Annotated in this window: 12 protein-coding genes; 4 read left to right on the forward strand and 8 right to left on the reverse strand. The window is 62.9% G+C overall.

Features of this window, described 5'->3' with window-relative positions; all coding sequences use genetic code 11:
• Positions 1-14: 14 nt before the first annotated feature.
• From J5M72_RS13165 to cpaB, 4 genes are read right to left on the reverse strand one after another with little or no spacing between them, the layout of a single operon-like run.
• Complete coding sequence (locus J5M72_RS13165; RefSeq protein ID WP_169428700.1) at positions 15-1283, reverse strand: CpaF family protein; 1269 nt, start codon at positions 1281-1283, stop codon at positions 15-17.
• Complete coding sequence (locus J5M72_RS13170; RefSeq protein ID WP_169428701.1) at positions 1280-2470, reverse strand: pilus assembly protein; 1191 nt, start codon at positions 2468-2470, stop codon at positions 1280-1282. Before J5M72_RS13170 ends, J5M72_RS13165 begins: the two co-directional genes overlap by 4 nt.
• Entirely contained in the window at positions 2467-3690 is a 1224-nt protein-coding gene (locus tag J5M72_RS13175) for a type II and III secretion system protein family protein (protein ID WP_169428702.1), read from the reverse strand. Before J5M72_RS13175 ends, J5M72_RS13170 begins: the two co-directional genes overlap by 4 nt.
• Before the next feature lie 20 nt (positions 3691-3710).
• A complete protein-coding gene (cpaB, locus tag J5M72_RS13180; protein WP_207865687.1) occupies positions 3711-4652 on the reverse strand; it encodes a Flp pilus assembly protein CpaB in 942 nt (313 codons plus the stop codon).
• Between the two features lie 331 nt (positions 4653-4983).
• On the opposite strand from cpaB, the gene J5M72_RS13185 reads away from it, so the two are divergent.
• The 3 genes from J5M72_RS13185 (at position 4984) to J5M72_RS13195 (ending at position 6008) form a co-directional block, all read left to right on the forward strand.
• Positions 4984-5193 carry a Flp family type IVb pilin gene (locus J5M72_RS13185; protein WP_169428704.1) on the forward strand — a complete coding sequence of 70 codons (210 nt, stop codon included), beginning with the start codon at positions 4984-4986 and terminating at the stop codon, positions 5191-5193.
• A 116-nt stretch (positions 5194-5309) separates the two neighbouring features.
• Entirely contained in the window at positions 5310-5522 is a 213-nt protein-coding gene (locus J5M72_RS13190; protein ID WP_207865689.1) for a Flp family type IVb pilin, read from the forward strand.
• Between the two features lie 63 nt (positions 5523-5585).
• A complete protein-coding gene (locus tag J5M72_RS13195; protein ID WP_169428706.1) occupies positions 5586-6008 on the forward strand; it encodes a response regulator in 423 nt (140 codons plus the stop codon).
• Here the strand turns inward: J5M72_RS13195 and J5M72_RS13200 are convergent.
• From J5M72_RS13200 to J5M72_RS13215, 4 genes are all read right to left on the reverse strand, one after another.
• On the reverse strand, positions 5999-7669 hold the full coding sequence (locus J5M72_RS13200) for a ShlB/FhaC/HecB family hemolysin secretion/activation protein (protein WP_207865691.1): 1671 nt from the start codon (positions 7667-7669) through the stop codon (positions 5999-6001). The two genes, J5M72_RS13195 and J5M72_RS13200, sit on opposite strands and share 10 nt — an antisense overlap.
• A gap of 133 nt (positions 7670-7802) precedes the next feature.
• Entirely contained in the window at positions 7803-9461 is a 1659-nt protein-coding gene (locus J5M72_RS13205; protein WP_207865693.1) for a collagen-like triple helix repeat-containing protein, read from the reverse strand.
• Positions 9462-9810: 349 nt separating this feature from the next.
• Positions 9811-10665: a MaoC/PaaZ C-terminal domain-containing protein gene (locus tag J5M72_RS13210; protein ID WP_207865695.1), complete on the reverse strand. Its 855-nt coding sequence runs from the start codon at positions 10663-10665 to the stop codon at positions 9811-9813.
• Between the two features lie 2 nt (positions 10666-10667).
• Complete coding sequence (locus J5M72_RS13215) at positions 10668-12020, reverse strand: 3-oxoacyl-ACP reductase (RefSeq protein ID WP_207865697.1); 1353 nt, start codon at positions 12018-12020, stop codon at positions 10668-10670.
• Between the two features lie 255 nt (positions 12021-12275).
• Here J5M72_RS13215 and J5M72_RS13220 point away from each other — a divergent pair.
• Positions 12276-13458: acetyl-CoA C-acetyltransferase (locus J5M72_RS13220; protein WP_207865699.1), on the forward strand; the 1183-nt coding region annotated here is incomplete at its 3' end.

A 13458-nucleotide genomic window follows, 5' to 3' on the forward strand; every position in this document is an offset into this window, starting at 1 on the left:
AAGGCTCCATGCGCTCAGCCCAGACTCGACTCGTGCCGCAACTTGTCGCCGGCCGGATTGACCGCTTCGCGCAGGAAGCCGAAACCGGTGCGTCGATCGAGGCGGAACAAGGTGTTGGTGACGTAAACGTCTTCGCGCACACCGACGACTTCAACCACTTCGCTCACGCAGCGGCGGCCGTCGGGCATGCGGGTCAGCTGAATGATCACGTCGAGCGCCGCGCAGATCATTTGCCGCAGGGTGCGTTCGGCCACGGTGCGCCCGGTCAGGCCGACCAAAGTTTCCAGCCGCAGCAACGCATCCTGGGCGTTATTGGCGTGGACCGTGCTCATCGAACCGTCGTGACCGGTGTTCATCGCCGTGAGCACGTCGAGTACTTCGACACCGCGGATCTCGCCGAGGATGATCCGGTCCGGGCGCATCCGCAGGGCGTTGCGGATCAGGTCGCTGGCCTTGACCTCGCCATGACCTTCGGCGTTCGGCGGCCGGGTTTCCAGACGCACCACGTGCGGATGACCGAGCTGCAATTCGGCGACGTCCTCGATGGTCACCAGGCGCTCGTGGGGGTTGATCAACTGACTGAGAATGTTCAACAGCGTGGTCTTGCCGGTACCGGTACCTCCGCTGATCAAAATGTTGCAGCGCTTGCCTACCGCGTCCTGCAGGCAATCGAAGATCGCCAGGTCGATGGTCTGCATGGCGATCAGGTCGCTGCTCTTGAGCATGTCCTTGCGGAATTTCCGAATCGACAGACACGGCCCGTCGAGGGCGATCGGCGGGATGATCGCGTTGACCCGGCTACCGTCGGGCAGGCGTGCGTCGACCATCGGCGACGACTCGTCCAGCCGTCGCCCGAGCGGCGCCAGAATACGTTGCATGACCCGTTCGACGTGGTGCGCGTCGATGAAGCGCAAGTCGCTCTGGTGCAGCACGCCGTCGCGTTCCACGAATACCCGATGCGGGCCGTTGACCAGGATCTCGGTCACGGCACTGTCGCGCAGCAACACCTCCAGCGGGCCGAAACCGGTCAGTTCATCGACGATCTCTTCCGCCAGGCGCTCCATCTCGTAACGGGAAATCGCCAGGTGCAGACGGGCGATGTACTCAGCGACCTTGTCGGTGACAAACTGCGCCAGCAACTGCCGAGAGCCTTCCAGCAGGTTTTTCCCGGACTCCTCGATGGCATCGATGATGTAGCGATGCAGGACCAGTTTCAGACCTTCGTGGTCGGTGTTGCCCGACTGACCGCGAGCAGGGGCACCGAAGAGTTTTTCCGGACTCATGAGCTGCCTCGCAACCGGTCGAACCAGGTGATCCTGGGTTTGGTCAGGCCTTCGGAGCGTTTGGCCAGACGCTCGCCAAGCGCCCGCAGGCTCTGGGTGAGTTTCTCCCGGGGGGCCAGTTCAAACAGGCTCACACCCTGGTTCTTGGCGTTCATGCGCAGCTCCGGGCTCAGGGCCAGCACTGCGATCACTTCCAGATTGAAGGTCTTGCCGAGGGTGTCCGCATCCGGCGCGACGTTGCTCAGATAGCGGTCGACCAACAGCCGTCCGTGATCGAGCTTCATGCCTTTTTCCCGCCACAGATTGAACACCGCCAGGTTGCGCCGGCAATCGAGCACATTCTGGTCGGTGTACCAGATCAGCTTGTCGCAATGGCTGACAAAGGTGCGCAAGGCTTCGCTGTCAGGCTGGCCGGTGAGGTTCACGACAATGTGCTGGAAGTGCTGGCGCAAGGCACTGAGCAACATGTACAGCTCGGCGGCGCTGGTGCTCTCCAGTGGCTCGTCAGTGTCGGCATAGGCCAGAATCCGCAGACCCGCTTCGGCGCTGGTGAAGGCGCTGTCGATCAGCGTCGCGTCGAGCCTGCGCAAGTGGCGCAGGGCATCGCCGAAGTGGAACGAACTTTCCAGACCCAACAGCGCCAGACTGTCGCCACGGGGCAGGCCGAGGTCCAGCAGCAGCGTCTGTTGCCCGCTCTTTTGCACCACCAGCGCCATATGGTTGGACAGCAACGCGCCGTCGGAACTGCTCTGCACACCGTACAGAACCGTCAGCCCGCCCGACTGCGTGGTGTGGGTCACCGGCGGCATGCGTTTGCTCAAGCGGCGTACCAGCCCCGCGACTTCGCTGGAGCGCGAACCGTAGGCGACAAAATCCCGTGCCCCGGCGCGCATGGCGTTGAGCACCAACTGATTGTCCATGCCGTCGCCGAGGGCGACGATCGCCAGCATCGGCTTGGCCTCCAGCGCACCTTCGATCAGCGCGCTCTGGGCCACCACGTGTTCACGGTCGAGGCCGACGAACACCAGGCTGGCGAAGGTGACATCCACCAGCGCGAGCAATTCATCGAGGCTGCCCGTACCGGCGCTGACCACTTGCCCCAGGGGCGCGAGAGCGCTTTGCAGCCATTCCAGATCGGTGCTGTTGCGGGTGATGGCGAGAAAGGTCTGGCTCATGCTCTGGCTCATTGGGACAACCCGCTGCGCTTGTCGAAGTTGCCGTTTTCCATGAAGAACATGCGATAGAAGTTCGGGTCGTAGTTGCGCAGTTTTTCTCCCGGCAGCGAAGGCAGTTGCGCTTCCGCCGACAGTGGACGCACCAGATGCGGGGTGACGATCATCAACAGTTCACGCTCTTCGCGTTTGATCTGTGAACTCTTGAAAAACGCCCCGAGCACCGGGATATCGCCGAGCCCCGGAAACTTGTCGACCTGGGAGCTGTTGCTGGTGCTGATCAGTCCGCTGATGACGAAGCTCTCGCCATCGGCGAGGGAGATGCTGGTGTCGGTGCGGCGGATGGTCAGGGCCGGTACCGTGGTTCCGGCGATCTGCACGGAATTGCTGAAGTCCAGTTCGCTGACTTCCGGCGCGACTTTCAGGGCGATGCGGTCGTGGCTGATGATGGTCGGCGTCAGGGTCAGGCGGATGCCGAACTCCTTGTATTCGATGGATACGCTGTCGCTGCCGGAACTGGGTACCGGGATCGGGATCTGGCCACCGGCGAGGAAGCTCGCGCTCTGCCCGTTCAGCGCCACCAGGCTTGGCCGCGCCAGGGTGTAGGCGAAGCCGCTGCCCTCCAGGGCGTTGATGATCGCCATGGTATTGCCGCCGATCCAGGAGAAGTTGAACAGCGAGTTATCCACCGGCAGTCGCGGCTGCGGCACGCCATCGATGGGCGGCAGTGTCCCGGGGGAGCCGAACAGGAAATTACCGCGGGTGCCGATCAGTTTGGCCGAGGCCTGCTTGAGTTTGGTGCGGCTGACTTCGACGAAACGGATGTCGGTCTGCACTTGCGAAGGCAGCAGCGCATCCTCCGCAGGCGGTGAGCCCGTGCCGGTCAGCGCCCCGGTGGCGGCGCCCTGGACAAACACCATGCTCTGGCGCGGCTCGCTGGAGCAGCCGGTCCAGACCATCAGGCTGGTGGCGCCGGGGGCCATGCCGGTGACCAGGAACGACGCGTTGCCGGTGGCGTGCACGTCGGCGATTTTCGGATCGCCGATGGCCAGGCGCGTGATTGCCACCGGCGATTGCAGATCCTTTTGCCAGCCTTCGTTGACTTCGATCACCGGTGGCAAGCGGCCGAGGGCCGAGCAATTGCCGGTGGCCGCCTGTGCGGCATTGATCGACAGTCCCATCAGCAGCAAGGCCCGGAGCAGGGGATTGAAGGTCGGCCAGGAACGACTCTGCATGCACTTGGATCCTTGCTCAGTCATGGATTCTGTTGGGTGATCTGATTACCGCGAATCACTTCCACCGCAGGCCGCGCTGCGCCGCTGTGCTCGCCGCCGGACGGGACTTTCGGCGCAGCGCCCAGCGCAAGCTGGGTGAACTGGAAGAGTTGGCTGTTGGCGGCGACCAGTTTGTCCGGAGCCTGATTTTCGCCGGCCCAGTATTTGGCCAGGCGCTGTTCTTCACTGCTGCGTACAGCCAGGCGCAAGGTGCCGACCTGGGTGGCGAGCATCATCCGGCTCAGCAGTTGTTCCGGCACTGCCAGCACCACCGTGCGCGCCGTGAGCCGGCGCTGATCCTGTTTGAGCTTGTCGTCGGCACTCAACGCGGGAGCAGACGGTTGCCCATCATTGGTCAGGCCGTATTGCTCGCCGACACCCAGCACGCGCATGGCCGGCACCACAATCTGCGCCGACTGCTGCGGGTTGCTGGCGTCCTGGCGCAGGAACAACAGCACATCGACGTAATCACCGGGAATCAATTGTCCGGCCGCGCCAATGACTTCATCGACCGACACTGCCAGTGCGCGTTCATCTTTGTGGATCATGCGCGCCAGCGTTCCGCCGGCCTCGAAGCTTTCATCGTTGAGCCAGGTTCCGGCACTCAGATGGCGCCACGGTGTGCGACCCACGGCCTGTTCGATTGTGCCGAGGCTGCCGGCAGGTGCACTGCGCAGTTTTTCAACGGCCAGGTCGGCAGCAGTGAGGGGCGTGAATGGAGGGACATCGCGCACCAGCACCACGACGGGTTGGCGGGTCTGGTCTTCAGCGGCGGCGACGGTTTTTTCGACGGTGACCACCGCTGGCGCAGGTGCCTCGGCAACTGGCGCCGGTTGCCGGCTGACCACCAGGCCCCAGTAGCCGACAATGATGGCCCCCAGCAGAAGCACGGCGGCAAGGCCCATGGTGACACGACTGTTCATGACGGCTCTCCCTTTCCTGCTGCACTACCAGCCCGCACTTCCTACCAAGGGAACATCGCAATCAGGCAGCTATGAACATCCAACTATTTCGCTATTTCCACGCTAGCTGAAACAAGCCAAAACGCCATTACTGGCGGGCAAATAACCTACGAAAGTATGGGGGTTGGCCAATTAGCAGTCGAAATGAGGGGAGCGACGATGCAATTAATCCTTTGTGATTAATCCGTTCTTACAGTTGTTGACGGGGGCTTTGTTGACAATGCTCAGATGGCACGGTGGAAGCTTTGCCGCTGTAGCGACATCGGCGCCAGGAGCGCAAAGGAGTGGACGTATGATTCTCGATTATCTGCTGGCCAGGGCACGACTGTTTTTCAAAAGTGACGAAGGGGCTTCGGCTATCGAGTACGCGATCGTGGTGGCGATGGTAGCGGTGGTGGTCGTGGTGTTCGTGACGCCAATGGGCACCAAGGTCTTCAACATTTTCAGCGCGATACTGACCTCGCTGGGTGGCACGGCCCCGACCAAACCCGGCATACCTTGACCGAATTTCCCTTCCCTCTGTCGATGCCTGTCTGGCGCTGAGAGAAAGCGCGCAGGCATTGCCCTGATCATTGGCTTTCCGGTGCCCGGAAGACCCGGGCATGAAGGAGAATGTCCATGTTCTTCGAATACCTGATGTTGCGTGCCCGGTCGTTCCTGGCAAGCACCGAAGCCGCGTCGGCCATCGAGTACGCGATTGTGGTGGCAATGGTCGCCATTGTGGTGGTGGTGTTCGTGACGCCGGTAGGCGCCAAGGTGCTGGCGATCTTCAACAACATCCTCGTGGCCCTGGGTGGCACGGCACAGACTGCGCCGACGCAGTTACCCTGACTCGATGGGTGGCGAATCTCGCACTACACTCGATTCCACCTTCAGTTTTTCAGGGATTGACCCATGACTGCTTCCTCGCTGCCCCGCCAACAGTTGCTTCTGGTTGACGATGAAGAGGACGCGTTGCTGGAGTTGGCGGAGTTGCTGGAGGGCGAGGGCTTCGTCTGTCATACCGCGACGTCGGTGAAACTCGCCCTGCATCATCTGACCCGTCATCCCGATATCGCCCTGGTGATCACCGACCTGCGCATGCCGGAGGAGAGCGGCATGTCGCTGATCAAGCGGCTGCGCGAACACACTTCGCGCCAGCACTTGCCGGTGATCGTGACCTCGGGGCATGCGGACATGGAGGATGTCAGCGACATGCTGCGGTTGCAGGTGTTGGACCTGTTTCGCAAGCCGATCTATCACGTGCGGTTGCTGGAAACCCTCGACAACCTGTTTCCCAAGCCCTGGGTGAATGCGAAGCCGGCCGACTACAGCTGATAACTGAAACTGACGCTGTAGCGTGGCCGGCGATTGAACGTGTCCAGCGCTTCATCCGACATCGGTTTGGCCGCTTCCAGGGCGATGTTGTAGTACTTGGCATCGCCGAACCTCAGACCCACGGCCGCCGAGGACAAGCTGTTGGCCTGCACCGGCAATTGATTGAACCAGCTGCGGGAGCGGTCGAGCACGACATAGGGCTGCAGGATGCGCACCCAGTTGCCGTCGCGGTTGAAACTGTAGTTGATCTCGTAGGCCACGCCCCAGCCCTTGTCGCCGGATGCCTGATCGTCCGGGTAGCCGCGGCCGAAATTCTGCCCGCCGAACACCGCGCGCTCGCTGTCGGGCAGGGTGTCGTCGCTCCAGTACAGTGCACCCGAAAGCACGCCTTGCCAGTTGTCGAAGAACTTGTCGCTCTGCACCCCGGAAAGCCGCAGGCGCAGGAAGTTGAGATCGATGGCGCTGTTGTTGGTGTGCGCCCCCATGCTGTCCAGCCCCTGATACACACCACCGCTGAGAATCCGCAGTTGCCGGGCGTCGGCCTTGCGCCAGTCGCTTTCGAAAGCGAGGGCGCGGACATCGGTGCGTTCTTCAACGCTCAGCGGGTAGCCGATGACGTTGTAGCGGGTCTTGTCATTGACCGCGTACAGACGGGCTCCGGCCGTCAGCAGTTCATTCGAGGCGGCAATCAGCGGCAGGCTGAAACCGATCGAGTAACGGTCGTTCTCACGGTGGGGCTTGAGTTCCAGGCCGTTGTTCAGCAGCACGTTGGTGCCGGGGTCGGCGCGATAGCGTGAAGCCGACAGGCTCAGTTGCGTGCCTTCGTCATCGAGGAACTGGCTGTAGTCCAGACGGTAGTAATGCTCGTGGTCCTTCCCGGGCGGAAACAATCCGCTGAGGGTCAATTGTTCGCCCATCGACGTCTGGGAGTTGCTGCTTACGCCCAACAAGGCCTGAGTACCGTTGCGGTTGTCTTCGGTGGTACTCAGGGTGCTGGTGAACGGTTTGCGGCTGGCCTGGGCGAGCAGCGTGGTCGCGCCGTCGGTGGTGCCGGGTGGCGGCACCTGGGCCTGGAGCGTGACGCCAGGGATGCGGGTCATCAGCGTGGTATAGCGTTCGAAGGTCTTGCGGGTCAGCGGGCGTTCAGCCTGGATTTTCGCTGCCAGTCTATCGATCAGGCCTTTGACCCGGCCGATATCGCCCTGAACCTCAACGTCCCGCACGTAGCCTTCTACCAGCACGACCCGCGCCACTCCGCCCTCGAAAGTCTGTTGCGGCAAGAAGGCATAGGACAACAGGTAGCCGTCGCTCTGGTAGCGCCGGGTGATGGTGCGGGTGGCTTCGATCAGATCGGCAAGGCTGGGTTCGTGACCGATCAGGGGTTTGAAGACTTCCGCCAGTTCGTTGAGCGGGTAGAGCGTGCCCCCTTCGATCTGCACGGTTTTCAGTTTGATCTTCGTGCCCATCTTCAGCGGTTCGGTCGCTGCGGCACCGGGCTCCGGGACTTGCAGCGGCGCAGCGTTCGGCCGGTAAGCATCGGCCGGCAGATTCGGCACCGGCAAATTGCGAATGGTTTCATTGCTGTTGAGAAAGCTGGGCAGGGTGTCGGCGAGGGCAGAGGAACTGAGACTGAGGAACAGCAGGGATGCCATTACGCGCATAGGACACTCCATGTTCAAACCGCAGCACCAGGCAGGGTTTTCCTGAGAAAAAAGCGGAAGACTCGTGGGAATCTTCCGCCCTCAACCAAGCGTAGGCGCTGTAGGTTAGGCCGTCGAATCGGCCAGGTGCAATTCAGGGTTTGTTGCCGCCCAGGGCGCCGGTCAGGCCACCGAGAACACCGCCCAGGCCTGCGCCCACGCCTGTGCCAGTGCCGCCGGTCGTTGTGCCGCCGTTGACCAGTCCGCCGACGGCGGTGACGGTGTTGCCCACGGTGGTGACGGTGTTGCCGACAGCGGTCACGACCGGGTTACTGTTGGTGCTCGCAAGGGTGCTGCCCAGATTGCCGACCGCACCGCCCACCTGACTGGTGACGCTGGCGACCGGAGCGCCGAGCCCGGTGGTACTGCCGACGTTCTGGGTCAGACCGGTGACGGCGGTGGTGACGGGAGCGATCCCGCTGCCGACGTTGTTGCCCAGGGTTGCCAGTGGTGTGGTGGGTGCGGTGATCGGTGTGCCCGAACCGCCGAGCACGGTGTTGAGCGACGCCACGGTGTTGCCAGTCGATGCGAGTACGCCGCCGGGTGCGCTGAGTGCGCCGTTGCCGGCCGTCAGCCCGGTGCCGACATTGGCCACCGCGCCGCCGACAGTCTGCAGCAGGCCATTGTTGCCCAGGCCGCTACCGGCGCCGGTTCCCGATCCGGTGCCGTTGTCGACTACACCGCCGACCTTGCCAACCGTGGTGCCGACGTTGCTCAGTGCACCGCCGACGGTGTTGGTCAAGGCATTGCCATTGCCGGCCGCGGTGACGTTGTTGCCCACGCCGTTGACGGTGCTGCCGACTTTCTGAACGATCCCGTTCAACGGCACACCCAGGCCCGTGGTGCTGCCGATTCTGTCGGTGGTGCTTTCGACCATGGCGATCACCGGCACCAGGTTGTTGCCGACGTTTTTGGTCAGCGAACCGAGGGGGCCGGTGGTGGTCGCTGTGCTGAGGGTGTCGCCGATCATGGTGACTTTTTCACCGACACCACCGAGCAGCGGCGCGACCTTGGTGACCACGCCGCCGACTACCGGAACGCTGCCTGTGGCATTCGCCAGTTGGCCGCTCAGGTCGGACACACCGTTGCCGACATCCTGCACCACGCCGCCGACGGCCGACGCTGTCACGCCCAGGCCATTATCGGTCGTACCCAGTTTGCCGATTCCGTTGGCTACGCCGTCACCCAGTGTGGTCACGACGTTGCCGGCGGTTTTGGCAGCGCTTTGCACCACCCCGCCGACCACAGGTACGCCACTGAGCGAGTCACCGACCTGGCCGACGCCGCTGCCGACGCCTGCGACGGTGTTGCCAACGTCTTTCACCAGGGTCGAGGTGACCAGGGGTGAAGGAGTACTCGGGTTGGTGGGATTGGTCGGATCGGTTGGATTCGTCGGGTTGGTCGGGTCCGTGGGATTGGTCGGATTCGTTGTGCCGGTCCCGCCGGTGCCACCGGTGCCACCGGTGCCCGCAGTGCCGCCATTGCCCGCCCCGGTTCCGGTTCCAGTTCCAGTTCCAGTTCCGGTACCTGTTCCCGTTCCCGTTCCCGTTCCCGTTCCGTTATCAGTGCCGGCAGTGCCGGTCCCGGTGCCTGATGTTCCGCCTGTTCCGCCAGTGCCTGCGGTGGAGCTGTCCGGTGAAGAGCTGCCGGAACTGCTGTGATGACCGCCACCGCCGCTGCTGCAGCCTGCCAGTCCAAGAGAGAGAATCAATGCCAGCGCTGTTGCCGATTTGCACCACACTTGAGTTTTCATGAGGGTAATCCCTTGCACCTGTCACAACGTTCGTTGTCTTCGATGGCTCACCGATTCTGTTGTCGGCAATGCCTTCGCCCGTTGTGCTCATATCAATCGCAAGGTTGGATTCATGCCATTCTCGAGTTGGTATTAATGCCTTTATATAGAGGGGTGAATCTGCAGCTTAGCGACTAATGCCGAGGATATAAGCGCGCAAAAAAAGCCTTGAGAATCAAGGCCGGTTGTTTGGCAAGGAAGTGGATGGCGGGGGGAAAAAACTTAAGTTATATACACACAATTAATCATGTTTCGCGGGGCGGATCGCACCCCGCCAGGAGCGGGGTAGCGACTGGCGCGGTGGGTCGACTCAGGCAATCGGTTGCCAGTGGCCGACCATATGTTCCAGATCCCCGGCACCGATCAGACGTAATTCACCGCTGGATCCCGCAGCGCTGGCGAACAGCGATACTTCGCTTGGCAGGCGCACCGGCTTGCGAAAGTACCCAGCAATTTCCAGGTTGGCCCGTGGCAGATGATCAGCCAGTGCAGCCAGCGTACGGGCCTTGTTCCACAAGCCGTGGGCGATGGCGGTGGGGAAGCCGAACAGCCTGGCACTGGCGGCACTCAGGTGGATCGGGTTGTAGTCGCCGGAGACTTTGGCGTACTGCCGGCCAATGTCCGCCGGGGCTTTCCACTGCGCCACCTGCATCAGTGGCAGCGTGGGTTCCCACGTCTGTTCGAGCGCTTCGCCCTCCAGCCTCACGCCTCGGCAGAGCATCTGGCTTTCGGCCTCCCAGAGTGGGCCAAGCTGATCGTCGAGGGTGGTCAGCAGCTCGAACGTCGCGCCTTTCGGATGCGGTTGCAGGTTGTGGACCCGAACGCTGACCTGCGCCCGACCGATCCCGCCCATCGGCCGCAGTACGCGAATACGGTTGCTCAGATGAATCAGCCCCAGCAGCGGGAATGGAAAGTCTTTGGCCGTGAGCAATTGCATCTGCAACGCAAACGCCAGGACGTGTGGATAAGTCGGCGGCAGCAGGCCGTCATCGGCAAAACCGCAGACCTTGCGATAGGCCGCCAGACGTTTGCCATCCACCTCGACGGCGCAGCGCAAGCCGCTGTCGGGCAAGGTGGTGCCGGTGATTTTGCGCCGGGTCGCCGCCCGGACATACAGTCCTGGCAGGCTCGGTTCCTGGTGCAACGTATGCCATTCGATGCTCATGCCTAAGCCCCCAGAACACTTTGTCCACAGACCCGCAGCGCCTGCCCGGTGAACGCGCCGGTGCCCGGTTGTGCCAGCCAGGCCACGGCTTCGGCGACGTCTTGCGGCAGGCCGCCCTGGCCCAGCGAACTCATGCGCCGGCCGGCTTCACGCAGGCCGAACGGGATGTGCGCAGTCATCTGGGTCTCGATGAATCCCGGCGCCACGGCGTTGATGCTGATGCCGCGTTCCAGCAGGGTCGGCGCCCAGGCCTGGGCCAGTCCGATCAGCCCGGCCTTGCTTGCCGCGTAGTTGGTCTGCCCGCGATTGCCGGCGATGCCGCTGATCGAGGCCAGCAGAATCACTCGCGCGTTGTCGCGCAGGGTGCCGCTGTCGAGAAGGGCCTTGGTCAGTACTTGCGGGGCGTTGAGATTGACCGCCAGCACCGCGTCCCAGAACTCGGGCGTCATGTTGGCCAGGGTCTTGTCGCGGGTGATGCCGGCGTTGTGCACCAGAATGTCGAGGCCGTCCGGCAACTGTTCGATCAGCTGCGCGGCGGCGTCTTCGGCGCAGATATCGAGGGTGATGGCGCGCCCGCCGAGGCGGGCGGCCAGGGCTTCAAGATCGGTCTTGGCTGGTGGTACGTCGAGCAGAATCACCTCGGCGCCGTCCCGGGCCAGGGTTTCGGCGATGGAGGCACCGATGCCCCGCGCCGCGCCAGTGACCAGCGCCTTGCGCCCGGCCAATGGGCGCGTCCAGTCGGTGACCTGGGTGGCGCAGGCTGTCAGCCTGATCACCTGCCCGGAGACGAACGCACTTTTCGGCGAAAGGAAAAACCGCAGCGGCCCTTCGAGCTGATCCTCGGCGCCTTCGCCGACGTAGATCAGTTGCAGCGTGCCGCCGCTGCGCAACTCCTTGGCCAGCGAGCGAGAGAAGCCTTCAAGCGCTCGCTGGGCACTGGCGGCAAACGGTTCACGCAGGGTTTCCGGGGCACGGCCGAGAATCACCAGGTGCGCGCTGCTGTCGAGGTTCTTCATCAACGGCTGAAAGAATTCACGCAGCTGCTTGAGCTGGTCGGTGTGCTGCAGATCGCTGGCATCGAACACCACGGCCTTGAGTTTCGGGCCATGGCCGGGAATCCATTGTGTGGCAGTTGCCGGCTGGTCGCCGTAACGGTAAATCGCGTCAGTCAGGCGATTGGCGAATGCGCTGACCCGTTCGGCCAGCGGCCCGCCGCCGATCAGCAGCGCACCGTCCACCGGCCGCAGGCGCCCGGCCTGCCAGCGTTCCAGCCGCACCGGCGACGGCAGGCCCAGGGCCCCGACCAGACGATGGCCGATGGACGAGTTGGCGAAGTCGATATAGCGGTCAGACATGGAACGCTCTCCAGAAGATGGGGTTCAAAGTGTGGACTGCGAAGAGCAATCAATCGTTCGATCCACGCAATAAGGCCTACGCTAGAACACTGAGGTTTAGCAGGTCTTGCAGATAAATGCGGACCTTGTGGGAGCGAGCCTGCTCGCGAAGGCGTCGTCAGCCTCAACATCCTGGTGCCTGACAGTCAGCCATCGCGAGCAGGCTCGCTCCCACAGGGATCGTTTTTCAATTCAGAATTTCACAAGGAGTTTTTCATGAGTCAGCTGCGCCGCGTCGCGATCATAGGTGGCAACCGTATTCCGTTCGCCCGTTCCAACGGCCCATACGCCACCGCGAGCAATCAGGTGATGCTCACCGCCGCCCTCGAAGGTCTGATCGAACGCTACAATCTGCACGGCCAGCGCATGGGCGAAGTGGTCGCGGGGGCGGTGCTGAAATTGTCACGGGATATGAATCTGACCCGCGAATGCGTGCTCGGCTCGCGCCTGTCGCCGGCCACGCCGGCCTATGACATACAGCAGGCCTGCGGCACCGGCCTGGAAGCGGCGCTGCTGGTGGCGAACAAGATCGCCCTCGGCCAGATCGACTGCGGCATTGCCGGCGGCGTCGACACCACGTCGGACGCGCCGATCAGCGTCAGCGAGGGCCTGCGCAAGATTCTTCTGCAAGCCAACCGCGCGAAAACCACTGGCGACAAGCTCAAGACTTTCCTGCAATTGCGTCCGAAACACCTGATCCCCGAATTCCCGCGCAACGGCGAACCGCGCACCGGCCTGTCGATGGGCCAGCACTGCGAGCTGATGGCGCAGACCTGGAATATTCCTCGCGAAGAACAGGATCAACTGGCACTCGAAAGCCACCACAAACTCGCCGCGTCCTACAGCGAAGGCTGGCACAACGACCTGATGACCCCATTCCTCGGCCTGACCCGCGACAACAACCTGCGCCCGGACCTGACCCTGGAAAAACTCGCGACCCTGAAGCCGGCCTTCGAGAAAAGCGCCAAGGGCACGCTGACCGCCGGCAACTCCACGCCACTGACCGATGGCGCATCGGTGGTGTTGCTGGGCAGTGAGGCGTGGGCGAAAGAACGTGGCCTGCCGATTCTCGCTTACTTGCGTGACGGCGAAGCGGCGGCGGTGGATTTCGTCAACGGCGCCGAAGGGCTGTTGATGGCGCCGGTGTATGCGGTGCCGCGTTTGCTGGCGCGCAATGGGCTGACCTTGCAGGACTTCGACTACTACGAAATCCACGAAGCATTTGCCGCGCAGGTGTTGTGCACGTTGAAGGCCTGGGAGGATCCGGAGTACTGCAAGACCCGACTGGGGCTGGATGCGCCGTTGGGGTCGATTGACCGCAGCCGCTTGAACGTCAAGGGCAGCTCGCTGGCGGCGGGGCATCCGTTTGCCGCGACGGGCGGGCGGATCGTGGCGAACC

It is taken from the genome of Pseudomonas sp. 58(2021) (assembly GCF_017491585.1).
GTDB classification, from domain to species: Bacteria; Pseudomonadota; Gammaproteobacteria; order Pseudomonadales; family Pseudomonadaceae; genus Aquipseudomonas; species Aquipseudomonas fluorescens_BT.